The sequence below is a fragment of the Buttiauxella cochleicola genome (assembly GCF_021282435.1).
GTDB classification, from domain to species: Bacteria; Pseudomonadota; Gammaproteobacteria; order Enterobacterales; family Enterobacteriaceae; genus Buttiauxella; species Buttiauxella massiliensis.
In genome coordinates this window covers 276,660-296,860 of record NZ_JAJSOT010000005.1, presented here as the reverse complement: position 1 = coordinate 296,860, position 20,201 = coordinate 276,660, and the positions used below count along the sequence as shown (strand labels likewise).

Sequence of the window (20,201 nt, the reverse complement as noted above, 5' to 3'; positions counted from 1 at the left end):
CTTAAACAGGCAGTTACCGGCGAGTGATTGTCGGGACTGTAATGTGCTTTCCAGACGCCAAAGTTTGTTTTTCCAACGCAGCAAGCTGCATGGATAAAGGTTGTGCTCCCGATGCGATAACGGTCGGTTGTTCAACCTGCGTCGCTTCCTGCGTGACCGACGTTTGAGCAAATGAGCTACGCTCATCTGCTTGTCCAATACCAAACGGGCCAAATGAGTTCCCAAGCGAATTTTGCCCAAGGGCGTTATTTTCTAAGCCAGGTAAAGTGCGCTGCTCACGCGTGTCGCTGTACCAGCGGGAGAACAGTACTGCCTGCTGCATAACGGGTGCATTCGCATGCTCTATCCCATAACCATAGGCCGCAAACTGGCTGTTAAGCCGGGTTTGCAGACCAACTGCATCACTTTGTAAATCATAGACGAGCGGCAGAATAAACAAGCCCGGCTCGTAACTTTGGCTGTAGGCGGGCAGTGTTTCTTCTTCCTCACGGCCAAAAATCTGGTCGCCATTACGCTCGTCGACGTTTGGCATCGCCGTGACGCCGTGAATCAAAATGGTGAGACGTGCTTCGCTGACACCGCCATCGCTGTCGGTGATGGTGTAAACAAACACCTCAGTGAGTGTTGCGTTCGCTTCAAGTGCCGCCACACGAGGGTCGCTACTGTTCACTTCATAGCGCCAGTTGCCCTGGCTATCGAGGGTGAGCGTGCCGTATTGGCCGCCGCTTGAGCCGCCAATGGTGCCTGCATTACCGGTGTTTTCTGACACGACGCCCGTGACAGGGCCATTGCTCGCCGCGCCATCTGCACCTATGCGGTCATCGTTAAACAGGTTACCGCTGGCCGAATTCTGGTTCTGGTCCTGTAAGATTTCCGCGCTGTCATCGGTGGCGCTCGGGTTGTCGTTGAAGACGGTAATGCGTAGTTGCCCGATGGTGGTGCCGTTCACCTGGACTGCGTAGTCGTTGTGTGTACTGACAAGCCCCGGTTGCGACACCGCTTCACGCAAGGTGAAGTTGTAATCGAGCCGCGCAACACCGTCTGCACTGCTGTAGTAAGCCAGTAGCTTGATGGTGCCCGTCACGGTTTCGATAGTAATTGGCGACAGAGGGTTCAGGCGCAAAAGCTGTTCTGCGGTGATGACGCGCCCCTGGAAGGTCAGCGTTTGCAGCTTGTCGAGCGACAGAATATCTAGCGTACCGTTAACCTCCTGAGCACCAGGATCAAGCGGTGTCAGGCCATCTTCATGCACCGAAATTTCCACCGACGGTGCAACCAGAATGCGCAACCTACCATTGGTTTCGCCGCCTTCGTTGCCATCGCTCACCGTGTAAGTCACCGGAGGCACGAAGCCGCGCCAGCTGGCAAGTGGAGTAAAGCGATAGCTACCATCTCGCAGAACCGTCAGGCTACCAACGCCCGCCAGCACGGCCGTTTCGCCCGCGCTGTAACTGTTGCCGCCAACCTGGAAACCAGAAAGATAAATTGGGTCGCCGTTCGGGTCGCGATCGTTGGTTAACACATTCCCAGAGATAGGCTCACCTTGTGGAGTGATAACCCCTTCCGGGTTAACCACTGGCGCGTCGTTGGTGACAAAAACAGTCACGGTTGAGGTTTCTGTGACTCCGCCGCTGGTCACGGTGTAGGTGTAAGTATCTGTGCCGACAAAACCGCTGCGTGGGGTGTAGATAATCTGGCCATTTTGCAACGTGGCAGTGCCATTTGTCCCGTTGGTGACCGCGGTGATAGTGGCATCCGGATTGCTGAAGCTATCGTTAGCCAGCACATCGGTCGTTACCGAGTTGCCCGCATGGGTGGTGGCACTATCGGCGTTAATATCGACCACTGGTGAAACAATAATATTCAGCGTGCTGGTGGCGTTCCCGCCGATCAGCGCATCGTTAACCGTGTAGGTGATAGTCGGCACTCTGCCGTTCCAGTCTGCGACCGGGGTCAGCGTGTAGCTGCCATCGGCGCGCAACGTGAACTCACCCACGCCTGCGATAATCACCGGATACCCTGCCGGAGCGGTCTGCCCATCGACATTGAATTGCGTGATGGTCAGCGGATCACCGTCAGGATCGGAATCGTTCAGCAGTACATTACCGGTGACGACATTATCTTCCGGCGTGACATTAACATCTGGCCGTGTAATCGGCAGGGTGTTTTCCACGGTGACGCTGACCGTGGCGGTTTCCTGAATTCCACCGCTCAGCACCGTGTAGGTGTAGCTGTCTGTTCCGACATAACCCACGTTTGGCTTGTAGGTGATTTTGCCGTTTTCGATAGTCACCGTACCGTGGCTGCCTTGAGTCACGGTCTGGATAATTTTATCGCCGTTGGTGAAGGTGTCGTTGGCGAACACATCGGTAGTCACCGAGCTGTTGCCGTGGACGGAGACTTTATCGTTAAAGGCGTCCTGTACTGGCGCGATGGTAATGCTTAACAAGGCGCTGGAAACCCCGCCAGTATTGCCGTCGCTGATTTGGTAAGTCACCACCGGTAAGGTGCCGTTCCAGTCTGCAACCGGCACGAAATTCCAGCGGCCATCGGCCTGCATGGTCAATACACCCATCCCGGTGAGAGTGAGCGCAGTGCCTGGTGTATACAGTGTGCCGTTGACGGTAAATCCGGTCACGGTGAGGGCATTTTTATCTGCATCATCCGCATCGGTGTCGTTGGCCAGCACATTGCCGGAGGCGGTGCTGTCTTCAGGCGTGGTGCTGGTGTCCGGGTTCGCCACAGGTGGCGTGTTGGTCATATCCACGGTTACGGTAGCTGTTTCGTTTATGCCACCGCTTGTTACGGTATAGGTAAAGCTGTCGCGGCCAACATACCCAGCAACAGGGGTGTAAACCACCTTGCCGTTAACGATGGTGGTGGTGCCAAATGCGCCGTTGCTGGTGGCCGTAATCTGTTTGCCGCCATTTTCGAAATTATCGTTAGCCAGAACGTCGATGGTGACGGGCACGCCAGCATGGGTGGAGCTTGAATCGTCAACAATGTCCGCAACTTCAGTCAACACAAGGGTCAGCGTGCTACTGGCGGTGCCGCCGATATGACCGTCGCTGATGTTGTAGGTCACCACGGGCACTGCCCCGTTCCAGTCAGCTACCGGTACAAATTTATAGCTGCCGTCAGCATTCAGTGTTAGCGCGCCGATTCCGGTAATGGTGACAGTTTCTCCGGCCAAATGCGGCACCGTTTCACCCGGTAAGGTAAAGCTTGTGACGCTAAGCGTGTCGGTGGCGTTACTGTCGGTATCGTTGCTTAACACGTTCCCGACAAGCGTAGTGTCTTCCACATTGGTCTGCGCGTCGGGTGCCGCTACTGGCACGGTGTTCGTTACCGTCACGTTTACGGTAGCGATCTCCGTTCTGCCGCCGCTGGTGACGGTGTAGGTGTAGGAATCTGTTCCGACATAATCAGGCTGTGGCGTGTAGGTCACAATGCCATTGCTGCCGATGGTGACGGTGCCGTGGGTTCCCTGAGTGACCTCAGTAATAACTTTATCGCTATTCTCGAAACTGTCGTTAGTGAGCAGATTGTCCGAAGAAGACGTTCCCGCCTGAAGCGAGATGTTGTCATCAGCGATATCCACGACAGGGTTCACGATAATATTCACCTTGCCGGAAACCTGGGTGTCGCCGTTGTCGTCGGTTACTACGTAGGTTATCTGCGGGACGTTGCCATTCCAGTCAGCGATAGGTGTGAAGGTATAACTGCGATCATAAGAGAGCGTAAAGGTGCCGACACCCGGAATCACGGCGGTGCCAGTTCCGAATCGGTTAATTGCGAACACACCGTTCATGCCATCTACCTGGAACGAGGTCACGCGCACCACGTCGGAGTCCGGGTCGGAAACCGTCAGCCTGCCGCTAATCTGCGCGCCATCTTCATCCATAGACAGGTTCATATCAGTGGTGACTGGTGCGGCGTTGGTGACGATGACCGTTACGGTGCTGGTTTCGGTAATGCCGCCGCTGGTAACGGTATACGTAAATGTATCTCTGCCCACAAATCCTGGCGGTGGGGAGTAGCGAATCGTGTTATCAGACAGCACAAACACTTGCCCAAGCGTGGTGTTGTCGCGAATAGCGGTGACGATTTGCGTATCGTTGCTGAAGGTGTCGTTACCCAGCACGTTAATGGCGACAAAGTTATCCGCGTGAGTCGTCGCGGTATCTGGGGCAATATCCACCACTGACCGCACTTGAATCACCAGAGTACTGGTCGCCTGGCCTCCATTGTTGCCATCGCTGATGGTGAAGGAGATCGGTGGCACTATGCCATTCCAGTCTGCCACCGGTTCAAAGCTGTAAGTTCCGTTACTATTGATGGTCAGCGTCCCTTTGCCTGCAATCACTACCGGAACTGCCGGGATTCCTACCGTATACGTCGTGCCGTCAACCGTGAAATCCGTCACCCTGATGGTGTCGCCATCGCCATCTCTTGCCGTGGTGAGCAGATTGCCATCCAGTCGGGTGTCTTCGAGTGTGCGGTCTGCCGTGCTGCGTAATGTAGGCACGAAATTATTCATGGTGACGGTAATCGCAGCGGTTTCTTCAATGCCGCCACTGGTCACGGTGTAATTAAATACATCGTTACCGACATAACCGGCGTTTGGCGTGTAGAGCACCGTTTTGCCGTCGGCGCTGATGGTTACCGTGCCGTGCGCAGGCGCAGTGACGCCAGTTATTTTTTTGTCAGGGTTACTAAAGAGGTCATTGATAAACGGATCGATGGTTATCGGTTTGCCCGCATGGGTGGAGACAGAATCGTTGGCGATATCATCGATTGGCCGAACGGTGATATCCAGCGAGCTTTGTGTTGGTGAGCCACCGGTGTTATCGGAAACGTTAAACGTGATGGTCGGGACGATACCGTTCCAGTCTTTAACAGGCGTAAAGGTATAGCTGCCGTTGGCATTGAGAACGAAAGTCCCACTGCCGTCAATCGTCACTGTTGCACCTGCCGGATGGTTCGTAGGCGAGCCTTCAATCTGGAAGTCGACGACATGCAGCGGGTCACCGTCCGGGTCAATAATCAAACGCAAGACATCTCCGCTAACCGGTGTATCTTCGTCTGTCACAGCAAACTGGTTGCTGGCGGTTGGCGGCGTGTTAGTCATAAAGATAAACACGTTTGCAACTTCTTCTATGCCGCCGCTGGTCACGGTGTAGGTGTATTTGTCACTACCAATAAAACCGGGGTTCGGGGTGTAAATCAGCTTATTGTCTTCCCCCAGAGTCACCACACCGTTTTCAGGCTGGGTAAAGCTTGTGACGGTTTTGTCCGGGTTGACGAACGTGTCGTTTGCCATCACATCGGTGGTGATAACGGTACCGGTATGTTCGATTTCGATATTATCGCGGGCGTCATCAACCGAGGCCACATGCACACCCAACTGCCCGGTGGTATTGCCATTGCTATTACCATCGGTAACCACATAGCTTACGACGATATCACCATGCCAGTCTCCGCCAGGCTTGTAGGTGTAAGTTCCGTCGGCATTCATGGTCAGCGTGCCATGGTTATTAGCAAGTGTTGCGGTGTCACCCGCATCGTACGTTATCCCATCAATAGTGAAGGTTTTCACCGTGAGCGCGTCGCCATCGGGATCGCGGTCGTTGGTTAAGACGTTGCCTGTAGCAGGGGTGTCTTCATCAATGGTCTGGATTTCGTTGCCCACAACTGGCGCAAGGTTGGTGACGTTAATAGTCACCTTCGCGGTTTCCTCCACACCACCACTTACGACGGTATAGATATAACTGTCGGTTCCCACAAAACCAGGGTTCGGCGTGTAGGTCAGTACGCCATTAACAGACGACAGGGTGCCGTTTGTCGGCTGAGTGACTTGCGTAACGACTTTATCCGTATTACCGAATGTATCGTTTAGCAGCAGATCGCTTCCCGGCATCACCAACGGCACGTTGGAGTGGGTGGAGAAGGTGTCATCACGAGCATCAGCTACCGCCGTGATGTTGACCGAAAGCGTGGCGGTATTCGACCAGTGCGAAGTTGGGTCGTTGTCTTTGGCGAAGTCGAAGAAATTCACCCGCCCGTTAGACACACCCGCTAACGCTGTGTCAGTGGTATCTGAGGCGCGTAACTGCAAGCCCCCGGTCACAGGCCCGTTGTAATCTGGCAGGGGAACAAATCGCATCTGCGTGTCGCTTGCCAGTACAAATGCATTGTTTGCAGTGACATCAGATGGGATTGCAGCCCACGTTGTGCCATTGAAGTATTCCCAGTGGCCCTTACTGGCATCGGTGGTATCGCCATAAATCGCGATATAACCCAGTGGGCCGCTGGCGTTGCCGCCGCCTGCAATTGCAGTCTGGTTATCGGTGGCATCACCATAAACCGACTGGAATATATTCCCGATGGTTTGCGCACCGTTGGTATCTTCAGCGATGGAAACTGTTTTATCGCCAAGCGTTGGTCGGTCATTAATGTTGCTGACCATAGTGCTAAGCGTGACGAGGGCTTCACTGTAAATTGACGTACCGCCGTGCCCACCAGCGCCGCTGATATTGGTCACCGCACCATTGGCCGGAACCGCAGGCGTAGTGGAAACATCGCCATTATTGTTAGTTTCGACCAGGCGCACGCCAAGCGTTGACGGAGTACCAAAATAGTCTGGAGCCGGGACAAAGCGCAGCGATGAGTTGGCGGTGAGTATCAGCGCATTTGCGTCACTGCGGTTACCGACCGCCAGCCAGGTAGTGCCATCAAGAGAATATTGCCATTCGCCTTGTGCGGCATTGGTGGTGTGGTTAGTGATGGCTACGCCATAAAACGAATCGGCGCTACTGCCACCATTTCCACCATTCGCGCTGTTATCAATGGTGTCACGAGAGTCATTAAAGAAACCTGTAAACAGTGAACCTACAGTTTTGCCCCCAACTGAACCGCTGAGGGTATCTTCTTCAAGAGTCGGGATGGTTACCGATGGCGTACCGACAACCACTGGTGCGTCGTTAACCGGATTGACCGTAAAGGTGAATACGCGCGTGGTAATGAGCGCCGATGAAGTGCCGCCCACACCATCCTCGTAAGAAACTTGTCCTGGGTCTTGTTGCGGGTTGGTCGCGCTGCCGGGTAGCGTGTCAGGGCGTGAGCCGGAGTTGCCGCCATCGTTGACCGTGACGGTCACGCCGAAATTCCCGTTCCAGTCAGAGCGGTTTGCACTGCCTGGTGCATCGGGCAGCGTAACTCTCAGACCCGCCAGGTACGTATTTACCTGGGCATAAGAGCCGGTAAAGGTCAGTGTATCGGTACCAGCACCCGTAACAGTGCCGCCGCTGCCGGTTGGTGTAACAAAAACAAAGCCATTGGGCAATTTCACGGTCACCGTCATGGTCTCGCTGCCCGCATCCGAATCACTGATGGTAATCGGCGGTAGCGTGACGGTGGCGCTGTTTTCATTAGTCGTCAGCGCCGGGTTGCCTCCCAGTGTGATTTGCGCCGGGTCGTTGATACTACTCTGGAATACGACGCGGTAAGTTGATGCGACGTTTTGCTCAAGCCCGCCAGGAATCGCCGCGTAAGGGCTGATAACCGTGTTTGGAGGAAGTGTGGTTCCTACACCATTTGCGGCAACGTTATTACCCCCGTTGGCACCGCCAATCAGGTTACCGTTCGCACTACGCACCCGGTCGTCAACAATCACTTCGACGCGGAAATACTGGTCTGCATCATCAAGGATTACACCGCGCATACTGACCTGCAATTGCGCGAGGTAAGCGTTGATTTGCGCGAGGGTTCCGGTAATCACCAACGGTGCGTTTTGCCCGTTGGATGGTGGGTTAACACCATCCTGGCTGGCGTTCTGCACAAACACACCGGTCGTGGTATTGAGCGAAGAAATTGTGATGGCAGAGTTTTGCTGGTCGCGATACTGCGAAACCGACAATGGGTTGCCGTTCGCGTCGGTGATTCGCACCGTGACCTGAACAATATCGTTTTCACCCGCCGCAATGCCGCCTGCGTCGGTGATATCCGGGTCACCAATCACAAAACCGCCCACGCTGTTGCCACCTGGTGCGTTGTTGTCGAGCAAGACGCTGCCCGACGGCGCGGTGATGGTCGGCGGGTCATTCACCGGGATAATGGTTATTGCGATTTGCACATCGGCAGGCGGTACGCCCGAGGTGTCGCCGACGGTCGCCGTTGACGTATCCAGATGCACATTGAGCGTCACATCGCCTGCTGCCGCACCATTTTGGTCGTGGTTAGCATTAGCAGCACTTTGATAAGTGAGCCCATTTACCGAGTCATTAAGCAATGCCTGAATAGCGTTGGCGGTGCCGGTAAGAATAAGTCGGCCAGAGTTATCGCCCTTAATCGTCACACCGTTTATAACCGTGCTGCTGTCATCAGTTAAGCCGCCAATCCCCAGTTGCCCTTGTGGGACGGTTAACGTCACGGTTACCGGTTTGCCAAAGGCCGTGGACTCAACATCAGTAATGACAAAATCACCGCCGATAAACGTCGGTTGATCTTCATAGGTGGATTTATTGGGATTACCGACAACCAGGTGGCCTGGATCGTTGACTTCCGAGGCGAAAATTACCACCTGGTTGGCAGTGATATTGCCGTTTGCTGCCGGAACCCCATCCGCATACCAGTTGTAATTTTGGCTATCGACAATGCCTGGTGATGTGCCAAATGCCGGGTTAGCCGGTTGGTTAACTGGGCCGCCGTTCGCTTGCCCGGTTAGTTGACCATCTGCGGTACGCAAGCGGTCATCGGCAATCACTTGTACCTGGTAGATGGCATTGCGGTCGTTCGGGAACAGCACGGTTAAGCCGCCAAGCGCGCTGTTGATTTGCGCGACGGTGCCTGTCAGAACCAGATAACCGTTCGTTCCACCGGTGATCGTTGCGCCGCTTGCGGCATTAGCGGAAAGCCTGATGCCGTTATATTCGGCCTGAGTGAAAGCGCTGCCATCACTGTGCAGCAAACGCACGGTGGTCTGGAGGATGTTCACCGAGCTGTTCGTGCCAGTAATATCCGGGTCGGCAATAGTAAAACCATTCACCGCATGCGAAAGACCGATATCAATAGGACCGGAAGGTGCGGTGACGGTGGGCTTGTCGTTCGTCGGCGTAATATTAATGGCGAAGTGGTTATTGGCCTGCTCTTTATCACCATCTGAAAGCGTGAAATTAAAGCCATCGGCGTTCTGACCATTGCCGGTGATTTCATCACCGTTATTCAGATAATAGATTCGACCGTTGTTAATATCAGCCTGCGTGAACGTTGAACCGTTGCCCAGGACGCTAAAGTTAACACCATCGGTTGAGTACGCGAGGCGGCCATGAGTTGGCGTTGTGGTGACGGTATATTGCACCTGCTCGGCGGTGCTGTCCGGGTCATAAGCTTGAAGCTGCGAACTATTGATTTGAACATAGCCGCCTTCAACCACGGTCGCCGGGTTGTTAGCCGGAGGCCGGCCTTCAACGCCACCCACAAGGTTTGGCGAATCTGGAGGTACCACGATATCTGGGGTGTCAGGCGTCTGCGGGATTTTCGGGCCATCGTTGACGTTGGTGATGGTAATGCCCACGGTGGCGTTGTTAGTCGACTGCAAACCCCAGCGATCCACTGCATACGTGGTAAAGCTGGTGCTACGGACTTCAGAACCGTTGCTGACAAAACGCAGGCCGCTGGTGCCATCGCCTTTCAAAATGCTGGCATCTAGCTGCAATGTGCCGATATCCGCGTTGGTGATGGTGACCCAACTGGTGCCATTATAATATTGCAGCGCACCGCCAGCAGGCAGCGTCAGGAAGCCAAATTTGAGTGCGCCTGCTCCGCTGACATCGTTGTTGTAAGCGTAGTTATTGCTTGTGCCATCAGGTCGCAAAGCCGACCCTTCCCACGATGAGCCACTGTTTACATCATCCGGGTCGCTCAACTGTAGCTGCGAGCTGGTAATAACGGTTGTTTCACCTTCCGCTAAAACGGTGTTTGAAGAACCTGAAATCACCGGGGCATCGTTAATCGGGGTGACGAACACGACCAGCGTCGGGTTCCAGGTCACCGCAACCGGGTTGCCTCGTGAATCTAGTGTCACCTGGCCTGCCGAAACCGAGAAACTGCCGTCGAACATGAAGTTTTCGCCGCCGTCGTGGCGAACGCTGATTAACCCCTTATTCAAATCGGCCTGCGTAAACGTGCCGAACGCGTTGATAACTCGATAACCACCCTGACCATCACTTTTCAGGATAGTCAGGCCAGTTTGCCCGCTGGCGCTGCCGAGGAAGGTGTAAACGATTTGCTCAGGCGTCGCGCCCTGCACGACATAACTCATGCCAGGCGTGTTTTCGGTGATTTTCCCGGTACCGGACAGCGTTAATGTCCCGCCCTCGTTCAGCACGCCATGCGACGGGTTGCCAGGGTTTTGCACATCGGTGCCGATATACCCTGAGTTTGTAGTCTCTGCCGGGACATTTAATATCGGCAGGCCACCAGGGTCAGGGTTGTTGGGGTTATCAGTGGTAGCCAGGTCGATGGTGAATTGCATATGGGTAAGCTGGTCGTTAGCCGTCTCGCCATCCCATATCCCGCCCTGGCGCGTGAACGTTGTACCATCGGGGTTCCAGCGCAATGCAGTGGAGTGGTCGATGACCCGGAAATTAAACACGTCTATCCCGCCGGTACGGGAAGCAATGTATTGCGTATAAACAACCCGACCTTCGGCGACATCTTCCATCGTAAAGGTGTCGCCGCTTTTCATCAGCAGACCATTCAAGGTCAGATAACCGTGTGTTAACCCTCGAGTATCAACGATAAAACTCACGCGATCTGCCGACGAGTCGCTATCGAGTGCTGCCAGCATTTCTGGTTGCAGCACCACGTTATTCGGGCCTGTTGTGACTTGCGCATGCAATGTCGAATCTGGATTGAGGTACGGGTCGTCATCAACCGGTTGAATCGTCAGTGCAATCACTGCATCGCTGCTGGCAGGAATTCCTGTGCCGCCACCCTGGTCAGTAACACGTACGCCAAAATTGTCCTGCGTATTGCCTTCTGCACCGTCGTTTTCATAGGTCAATTGATCACGTTCGGCATAGCTAATCTGCTGATTCAGAACTACTGGTGAACCCTTAAAATAAAGAGTGCCGAACTCTGGCAGTGAAGTAATGGTTAAGGTCAGTACGGCGTCCTGTGTATCGCCACCGCTGCCAGCAACGATATATTGCCCAACATTCCCGGTATTCACCGCGTTTGCAGGCTGGCCTTCAAAGACAATGCCGCCACCGGATATGGTTGGCAGTTGGTTTTCTGGCGCAATCTGAAGGGTGACAGTGACTGTATCGGAAAGGTTAATTGGCGTGGCACCGTCGTTCACTTTGGCAGAAAAACTATCAGCGGTATTTTGCGCAGTACCCGTTGCGGTGTGGACATACACCAGCTTGTTATCGCGCACATCCTGCTGAGTAAATACCGAGCCGACGCCCAGACGCGTGCCATTGAGCGTCAGGTAACCGTATTGCGGTATTGCCGTTACGCTGTAGACAATTTGCGATGCACTTTGCGCACCAATCTGCACATCAGGATCGATAGCCGCTAGCGTGGTTTCCGTAATCACGGTGCCCGTACCACGTTCAGGCACAGTTAAGGTGCTGTCTACAATCGTCACCGGATCGTTGGAAGGGGTTACCGTAATATGTGTGACGAGGCTGTCGTTACCGGACAGGCTTAAGATGTAAAACTGCACATCCGTGGAAGCTGACTGTTTGCCAAGCTCAGTATCACTTGCAGTAAATTTAAGTGAGTTTAACCAGGCTTGCGCATTTGCAACTGAGCCAACGAACTCCAGTGTCTTCCCTGATTGAGCACCATTAACCAAATTGCCTACAGCATCGTTGGTCAACGTCACGCTGATCGCAACATTTTCATCACTGGCATTAATCGTTATGCCACTAAAGCTGCCGGTTTCGGCACCAGGGCGCAGTGAGCTTGGCTCAGAAACCACCATGTCCGGTTTCGTGGTAGTGAGTTCAGGGGCTTGCAGTACGCCATCGTAAGCCAACTCCAGCGAACGTGTTTCGATAACGCCAGTACGGGATTCAAGTGTCCAGTCAGCCGCTTTTGTCGCGCTACCCGTTTCATCATTTGAAGCCGCAATATCCGCATGGGTGTAGTCCGCCATACGGGTAATCAGGATGGTGTCTTTTGCCGTGACGTTACAGCCATACAGCAAGATATCGCCATCTGTGGTGAGTTTTTCGCCAAGGGTTTCTAATTGCTGCTGATATTGAGCAATCGTTTTGTCATTAAGTTTGTCGCTACCGAGTGTTATCTCGTCGCTGGCACCATGGCTGATGATATGAATCGCAGTGATATTTTTATCGTTCTTTAGCGCTTCATTAATCTGCTCAAGCCCGGAGTGCTGAGAGTCCAGCACCAGCACGCGGCTGCCTTCAGGCAATTGGCTGACCAGCGATTGCCAATTCTGGACGTGACTATCGACGACATAAACTTCATGTGGTGCAGTCGCATCTGCAGGAGCCGGTGCCGTTATTGATGCGGGTGCAGGTACCGATGCTGGTGGGACAAAGACCGCTTTGGAGGCGTCAGGTGCGTTTTCGTGGTGCTGGGTATCAAGCGGATTATCCGCATGATGAGCAGCCTCAGTGACGGCTGCGCCATCGAACAACTGCCGTGGTTCCAGGGCGAAACGATGATGGCGTGGACGGGTAGGATTGTCGTTTCTTTGTCTGGACATAGCGCATCACTCTGTTAGCGGCTTCGGTAGCATTAACGGTAATGATACATCTGATTTACATAGTATGAATGTATTAGATCACCTTATTACATAATATTTACGAATGTATCTGAGATTATTCTTAGTGCTCTTTGCGGGTTTTTTGTAGAAGTGTGCGCGGAGGTGCCGAAAAAATAATGGCAGCAGAAATGGCTGAATTATTGCAAGGTAAGGTAATAAATAACCGTTCGGTTATTATTTTCTTTAAATTTTCGTGGCTGAGATGCTTCTTAATCAATGATAGGGTTCGGTCTTTTTTAATCGACTGGCTTAATTGATGAAATGGGGTTGGGTTAAATAACGAACAATTCTTTCGCATTGCTTATGTGGACTATTATAAAAGAAATAGTTGGTTACGAAACTATGTTAACAATTCGAGTTGTTCGGGAAATAAAAAAGCCACCGAAATTCGGTGGCTTTTGAGTTTAGTGGATAGTTTTATCGATTATTTTGCATTGCTGGCTTGAGAACCACAGCTGCTTTATCGATCTTCGCACTGCGTTTTAACGCATACCCGACAGTAAACACCGCTGCGGCACAGGCCAGGAACAACAAGCGGCCCCACATTGGATTTGGAATCAGCATCATCGCCGACAAGCCAATCGCCATGTAGATAGTCAGGTCGCCCAGCTTGTTACGCTGCATGCGGTCAACGATGTCCTGCGCGTCGTCTTCAACACACTCGGTTTCGACATCTTTAAAGAACGCATTAGTCGCTTCGACATTTGTATCTGCTTGCGGCTTATAGAACAGCGCGCTCAGGCAGAAGAAGCCACCGGTCAGCACCAGGTGCGCAACGATTGGAATGATTGTTTTCAGTTCACTAACTTCGCGACCCGTCAGTTTCTCAACGCCAAACCAGGACATGACATACTGCGGCGTGAACACATCAACCACCATCCAGGATACGCCCAGGCCGAATATGACGGTTGCCCATGGAGCCCAGGAAGGGGTTTTGCGAATCAACATGCCGAAGAACAATGGAACCAGAATCGGTGATTGCAGCAGTGTTGCTACTTGCATCATCAGGTCGAACAGGCTGAGGTGCTTGAGAGAGTTAAAGAACTGCGCCATGAAGATAACCAGCAAGCCGTTAACCAGGCAGGCAACTTGACCCGCACGCAGTTGCTCTTTATCTGTTGCTTTACCTTTACGCACAATCGTTGCGTAGAAGCTACGTACGAAGATACCGGAGTTACGGTTTAATGCAGAATCCATGGAAGACATGGTTGCCGCGAACAGACCCGCCATCAGCAGCCCTACAGTACCCAGCGGCATGGCTTCACGAGCAAACACCAGGTAAACCGCATCACGTGCTTTAGCGCCCAGCTCAGGATATTGCGCCCCGGCATTCGGGTACAAAATCGCAGTTGCCCATGGTGGAATGAACCAAATTACCGCGCCAATCAGCATCATCAGCAGCGCCATGAGAGCAGCTTTGCTGGCATTTTTGGAGTCTTTAGCATTCAGGAAGCGGTAGGATTCCTGCATGTTATTAATACTTTGCAGCTGTTTCACCACAAAGAACAGGAAGGTGCCAACCATCAACAGCGGGTAGTTCATATCCGGGCCAGTAAAGAAGCCGGATGGGAACTCAGTCACGATGTTCGCCGGGCCACCGACTGCCCATAGGGCAACCACTGCACAAGCGACTGAAATAACTGCAATAACCAGCGTTTGAATAAAGTCGGACGCTACCACACCCCATGCGCCACTCAGCATGGAAATAGCCAGAACTGCAAGGCCGGTAATCCAGATAGTGGTGATGATATCAGCGTTAAAGACGGCGGATGCGAACACGCCAAGACCGTTTAACCACACGCCTGCGTTAATCACGCTTAGTGGGATAATGACCCAGGTAAAGAACTGCTCGTTGACTGGGCCAAAACGGCGACGTACCGCTTCAGTTGGGGTGTCCACACGCATTTGACGGAAGCGGCGAGCGAAGTATGCCCACGCCAGAAGATAAGCAAACATGTTGCCGACAAACACGGCAAGAACTGCGAAACCATCGGTAAAGGCTTTGCCAGCCGCACCGGTGAACGTCCAGGCAGAAAACTGCGTCATAAACGCGGTTGCCCCAACCATCCACCACAACATCTTGCCGCCTCCGCGGAAGTAGTCGCTGGTACTGTTATTGGCCATTTTTTTGAACAGTAGGCTAATAGCTACCATTAATAAGAAATAACCCGCTATTACAATGTAATCGTAAGACATTGTAGTTCCCTATGAGTTAGTTTGAATTGGAAAGATTAAAACACGCTATCCATATAAGTTGAAATAACGTTTCATTATTTATTTAAAATAACCGATGGCGATCATGTTTTTGAATTTTTTGTGGCTGTGAAAGTGAGGTATTTCCGAGCGATTGTTTTTTCTAAACTGTGTGATTCCAATCTAAATTGCTGATTTTTGGCTAAGTTAAACCGCATTGCTCGAGATTTTCGAATCATTACTCAGGGTGAGGCGTGGTTATTTTTTTTGATTTTTTTTGCACCAAAATAAGGCATGAAAAATCTGGGTTGGGTTAAAGGTAAATATTACTTATAAATATAATTAAGGCGAAAATTGGGAATTCTCTGCTGTCAGGGGTCTGGCATTTTTTTTATCGTTCCTAAATTCTATTTTCATGAGATGGGCTTATGAATCGATACTCCACCGTGCTACTGCTCGGCACCCTGACCATGACAACCATTGCCCACGCCGATGCGTTGGATGGCCTGTTCGATAACTCCATTGTGGGGTCTATTTCGCAGGCGATTAACGATGCCTACAAACCGAATGACAGCCGTAGTGATGACAGCGACGACCGCCGTTGGGACGAAAGCCAGCGTCGAAATGATGACGATCGCCGCCAGTATGAAGACCGTCACCGTCAACTCGAAGATCGCCGACGCCAGCTTGACGACCAGCAACGTCAGTTGGATCAACAGCGCCGCCAGCTTGAAGAGGACGAACGCCGTTTGGATGATGATTTTCGGTAAATTTTGAAAATCGGTGAGTGATAAAAAGCACATTAAATTTGCGTTTTGCGAGTTGTCTTCTGAAAACTAAAAGCAAACAAAAAAGTGGTGAAGTTTTATTCATTTAGTGTGTTAGTTTTCTTATCAAGCTTAAGATTTGTTACTACAAGTACCCGTAATATCAGGAAAAACGTGGTTTTTTTAAGCTGGCTTTAAAGGGAAAAATAAGCATACTTAGGATAAGGATTTCACAACAAATGGCACCGAGATTGATAAGCGACGCGGATTTCAACAGAAAGCTCAACGCCCCAGATCGTAACCGGGAACACACCCTGGCGTTCCTCGCCAAAGGGGTTGAACCTTTTAGCTTACCCGGCTACGTTCCTCCGGCGGGATACCGTCTGGTGATGTCGCTCGACGGTAAACAATGCCGCCTGCTAAAAGACGACATCACCGCCTATGCGGTAAAAATTGTTACCGGGAAATTTGTGGTGCCAGGCAAACAGCACTGTACGCAGGTCATGGTATGGCGCACATTTAGTGCTGAGCACCAGGATGCGTTACAGGGATTAGCAAAACGGATATTTGCCTGGTTATTGGAATCGTATGAGATTGTGGTTTCTGATAATGAGCAAACTGCTGATGGTCGTCGTTTTTGGGAATACCGCATTTCCGAAGCCATTGCCGACCCTGAATACGAAGTCATGATTTGGGATGGCACTAAAGAAGATGACGAATTACAACGCATTACGAGTGAAGCCGAATTCGTCAGCAAATGGTCACCGTACGCCTGGGGAACCGACCCTGAAATTCATCAGCATCGGCTATTAGTGATTAGCAAGATTAAATCGCCTAATCCACCCGAATAACCATTCCATCAAACCCCGCCTCGAACCCTTTCGGCAACGCATTCTCCATCAGCCAACAATCAAACTGGTGGCTGATATGCGTAAGGACAACGCGTGGGCAGCCAATCTGTTTATTAAGCTCGATAACGGTATTCAAATCGCAATGGTTTTTCGGTGTTTCAGGACGCGGCTCATGGCTGCAATCAATCACGATGACATCCGGTTTATTGTTCGCCAGAAACTTCAGCGTTTTATCGGGCAGACCTGCGGTATCGCTTAACCACGCCACGCGGCTGTGCGGGGTTTCAAAAAAATAGCCCAGCGTCAGTTTTGAATGGTTGAGAGGCAGGGGGGTCACGCGTAGCGCCTGCAAGGTAAACCAGACAAACGGCTCAAGCTGGTGGCTGAAATCCAGAATGCCGGGGTGTTTAAACAGGTCGTCGCAGCCTTGTTCATCGGCGGGGCCGTACACCGGGATTTTTTCGCCCACGCCCCAGCGCAGTGGGAATAATCCCTGCACGTGGTCCATATGGTAATGGGTGAGTAAAAACTGCTTAAATTCCCCCGGTTGCCAGCTGTCCATTAAATCGGGAATGCCTGCGTCCAACAGTGTCACTGCGTCGTTAAACTTCATCACCGCGCTGCACGGCTTGCGGCGAAATTGCGGATTAGTGCGAGCGCGCTCGCAGGCCGCGCAAAAACAGCCAAAGGCGGGGACGAGTTGTGCGCCCCCCGTTCCGCTAAGGGTTAGCGTCAGAGTCACGATTTATCTCCACCGGTTTAGTAAAGCGGAAATGGGTATTTTGATACCCTTCGCGCTGGTAGAAACGGTGGGCGTCGAGGCGTTTGGCGCTGGTGGAAAGCTCAGTGAGTTCCGCTCCGGCAATCCGCGCCTGCTCTTCAGCCCAGGCTAACAGTTTGCTACCCACACCGTGGCCGCGAGCAGCGGGCATCACCACCAGTTCCTGAATTTCACCGACCCAATTCACATGATGCAGATGAAACTGCATATGCAGACTGATCATGCCGACAACCTCGCCGTTAAGTAGTGCAAGTTGGTAGCATAAATTGTGATCTTCAAGATTTGCCGCAAACCCGACGTTAAACGCCTGGCGGTTAAATTCTGCCTGTTTTAATTCGCAGATCAGAGCGTAAACAGTATCAATATCGGCAAGAGTGGCGGGGCGAAGTTCAAACATGGCGCGGTTCCTTGGGACGAAAATGGACGATATTGGCATTGCGCTGGCCATTCACCAGACGCATAAACGATAAGACAGACTCCGCCAGACTGCCATCGTTGTTAAGTATTAAACAGTCGTCCAAATCCGGGGCATAAAAGGCCGCACGTTGCAGGCGTTGTTCGATCTGCTGCGCAGTTTCACGCCCGCGTTGTTCGAGGCGCTTGCGCAAAACGTCCGTCGAAACATGCAGGCAAATCGGCACTAGCGCTTCGGCGTAACGCGCGCGCGCCTGCGCCAGATGCTGGCGCGAGCCGTTCACCACCACGTCGAACCCGGAATCGAGCCAGATATCCAGCTCGATTCCCACGCCGTAACTTTGTTGATGCGCCTGCCAGCACAGCGCGAATAGCCCCTGTTGCTGGCGCTGAGCGAACTCCTTTTCACTCAAGGCAATATGGTTTTCGCACCCGGCGTCAGCGGCGCGGGTAATGTAGCGGTGCGCTACCAGTAGTTGATTATTCTCCTGCTGGCGCAGTGCCGTCAGCAGGCTGTCTTTCCCGGAGCCTGACGGCCCCATCAACCAGACTATTTTGCTCATCAGAACACCCGTATTCCCTGACGCCAGACATGGCCGACGTGGACATGGTCGTCGTGAAGATGCGCAAGCACCATATCGGCACGTTTGCCTTCTGCGAGAACGCCGCGGTCATCGAGATTCAATGCTTTGGCTGGGTTGCGTGTCACCAGTGCCACCGCTTGTGGCAGGGTGAAGCTGTTCGACTCATCCTGGGCGACGCGGAACGCAGCGTCCAGCAAACTCGCCGGGTAATAGTCGGACGAGAGAATATCCAGCAGGCCGACTTGTGCGAGTTCATGCGCCGCCACATTGCCGGAATGCGAGCCGCCTCGCACAATGTTTGGCGCGCCCATCAGCACGCTTAAACCATGCTGGCGTGAGGCTTGCGCGGCTTCAAGCGTAGTCGGGAATTCAGCGATTACGCTGCCCAACTCGTGGGATTCCACCACGTGCGCCGCAGTCGCGTCATCATGACTGGCGAGCGCGATATTGCGCGCGCTGCATTCAGCGGCAATCGCCAGGCGATTGGGCTGTGACCAGCGCTCAGCAAGCGCAAGTTGGTCCGCCTCGTAGCTGTTCATCTCCGCATCGCTGAGCGAATATTTTCCCTGGTAATATTCACGATACTTCACCAGGTTTGCGAACTGGCGCTGGCCTGGTGAGTGGTCCATTAATGACACCAGCGACACGCCGCTGCGTTCGATTAGCTGCTGGAATAGTGGCAGCGTGGTGTGGTGCGGCAGTTCGCAGCGCAGGTGCAGGCGGTGCTCGGCGCGGTTAACGCCACGCGCCTGACTGTCCATCACCGCATTGATCATCTTCTCGAGGTTTTCCAGGCGGTCGCCGCCGTCGCGCACGTCGCCCAGCGCTACGGCGTCCAGCACCGTGGTGATGCCGCTTGCTACCATTAATGCATCGTGGCTGCTCATCGCGGAATGGGCTGGCCAGTCGACTTTCGGGCGTGGGGTGAAGAATTTGTCGAGGTTGTCGGTATGCAGCTCGATAAGCCCCGGCAGCAACCAACCACCTGCGCCATCGTGCGCTTGCGGCAGCTGACTTTGGCTATCGGCAAAATTACGAATCACCCCATCGGCGACTTCCAGTGAGCCACTCACCACTTCATTTTCCAGCACCAGTTTGACGTTATTAATGATCATTTTTTGCCTCGATGGTTGCCATGGAATGCAGTCTGTCCGCTACCTGATTGCGCACGGCTTCGTCGTGGAAGATGCCGACGACTGCCGCTCCACGTGCTTTGGCTTCCAGAATTAAATCCACCACGGCGGCACTGTTTTTCGCATCCAGCGAGGCGGTTGGTTCATCAAGCAGCAGAATTGGGTAATCGACGATAAAGCCACGGGCGATGTTTACGCGCTGTTGCTCGCCACCGGAAAACGTTGATGGAGCCAGGTTCCACAGGCGTTCCGGGACATTCAGGCGAGTCAGTAACATTGACGCTTTGTCTTCACAAACGTCACGCGACACGCCCAAATCCAGTAGCGGTTGCATCACCACTTCAAGTGCTGAAATACGTGGGATAACGCGCAAAAACTGGCTGACCCAGCCGATGGTCTGGCGGCGCACCGCCAGCACGTCACGCGCCGGAGCCTGGACGATATCGAGCCATTCATCGTTATGTTTGACCCAGATATGCCCTTCATCGGGCAAGTAGTTGGCGTACAACGAACGTAAAAGTGTCGATTTCCCACTACCGGAATGGCCGTGTAGCACCACGCATTCGCCGGATTCGACTTCCAACGAGGCATTGGCCAGTACCGGCAAACGGATACCGTGCTGGTGGTGTAACACAAAGGTTTTGCTCAGGTTTTCAACCCGTAATCTGGTCATCGT

At 52.9% G+C, this 20,201-nt stretch carries 9 protein-coding genes; 2 read left to right on the top strand and 7 right to left on the bottom strand.

The features are described from left to right. Positions 1-13: 13 nt before the first annotated feature. Together LVQ77_RS14175 and LVQ77_RS14170 are read right to left on the bottom strand one after the other, a co-directional pair. The gene (locus LVQ77_RS14175) at positions 14-12,742 is read right to left on the bottom strand and encodes a cadherin-like domain-containing protein (RefSeq protein WP_232904725.1); all 12,729 of its coding nucleotides are present in this window, start codon (positions 12,740-12,742) and stop codon (positions 14-16) included. A gap of 477 nt (positions 12,743-13,219) precedes the next feature. After that, positions 13,220-14,998 (bottom strand): sodium:solute symporter family protein, encoded by a 1,779-nt coding sequence (locus LVQ77_RS14170; protein WP_232904724.1) that lies wholly within the window; start codon positions 14,996-14,998, stop codon positions 13,220-13,222. Positions 14,999-15,423: 425 nt separating this feature from the next. Here LVQ77_RS14170 and yjdP point away from each other — a divergent pair, with 425 nt between their 5' ends. Next, a complete protein-coding gene (gene yjdP / locus LVQ77_RS14165; RefSeq protein ID WP_232904723.1) occupies positions 15,424-15,765 on the top strand; it encodes a DDRRRQL repeat protein YjdP in 342 nt (113 codons plus the stop codon). A 236-nt stretch (positions 15,766-16,001) separates the two neighbouring features. Further along, a complete protein-coding gene (locus LVQ77_RS14160; RefSeq protein ID WP_232865400.1) occupies positions 16,002-16,613 on the top strand; it encodes a hypothetical protein in 612 nt (203 codons plus the stop codon). Here LVQ77_RS14160 and phnP read toward each other — a convergent pair. From phnP to phnL, 5 genes are read right to left on the bottom strand one after another with little or no spacing between them, the layout of a single operon-like run. After that, on the bottom strand, positions 16,597-17,355 hold the full coding sequence (phnP, locus tag LVQ77_RS14155) for a phosphonate metabolism protein PhnP (protein WP_232865401.1): 759 nt from the start codon (positions 17,353-17,355) through the stop codon (positions 16,597-16,599). The two genes, LVQ77_RS14160 and phnP, sit on opposite strands and share 17 nt — an antisense overlap. Next, positions 17,333-17,791 (bottom strand): aminoalkylphosphonate N-acetyltransferase, encoded by a 459-nt coding sequence (phnO, locus tag LVQ77_RS14150; protein ID WP_232865402.1) that lies wholly within the window; start codon positions 17,789-17,791, stop codon positions 17,333-17,335. Before phnO ends, phnP begins: the two co-directional genes overlap by 23 nt. Then, positions 17,784-18,371 carry a ribose 1,5-bisphosphokinase gene (gene phnN / locus LVQ77_RS14145; protein WP_370639851.1) on the bottom strand — a complete coding sequence of 196 codons (588 nt, stop codon included), beginning with the start codon at positions 18,369-18,371 and terminating at the stop codon, positions 17,784-17,786. The genes phnO and phnN overlap by 8 nt, the downstream gene beginning before the upstream one ends. Next, positions 18,371-19,507 carry an alpha-D-ribose 1-methylphosphonate 5-triphosphate diphosphatase gene (gene phnM / locus LVQ77_RS14140; protein WP_232904722.1) on the bottom strand — a complete coding sequence of 379 codons (1,137 nt, stop codon included), beginning with the start codon at positions 19,505-19,507 and terminating at the stop codon, positions 18,371-18,373. The genes phnN and phnM overlap by 1 nt, the downstream gene beginning before the upstream one ends. Continuing rightward, complete coding sequence (gene phnL / locus LVQ77_RS14135) at positions 19,497-20,198, bottom strand: phosphonate C-P lyase system protein PhnL (RefSeq protein WP_151994181.1); 702 nt, start codon at positions 20,196-20,198, stop codon at positions 19,497-19,499. The genes phnM and phnL overlap by 11 nt, the downstream gene beginning before the upstream one ends. Between the last annotated feature and the right edge of the window lie 3 nt (positions 20,199-20,201).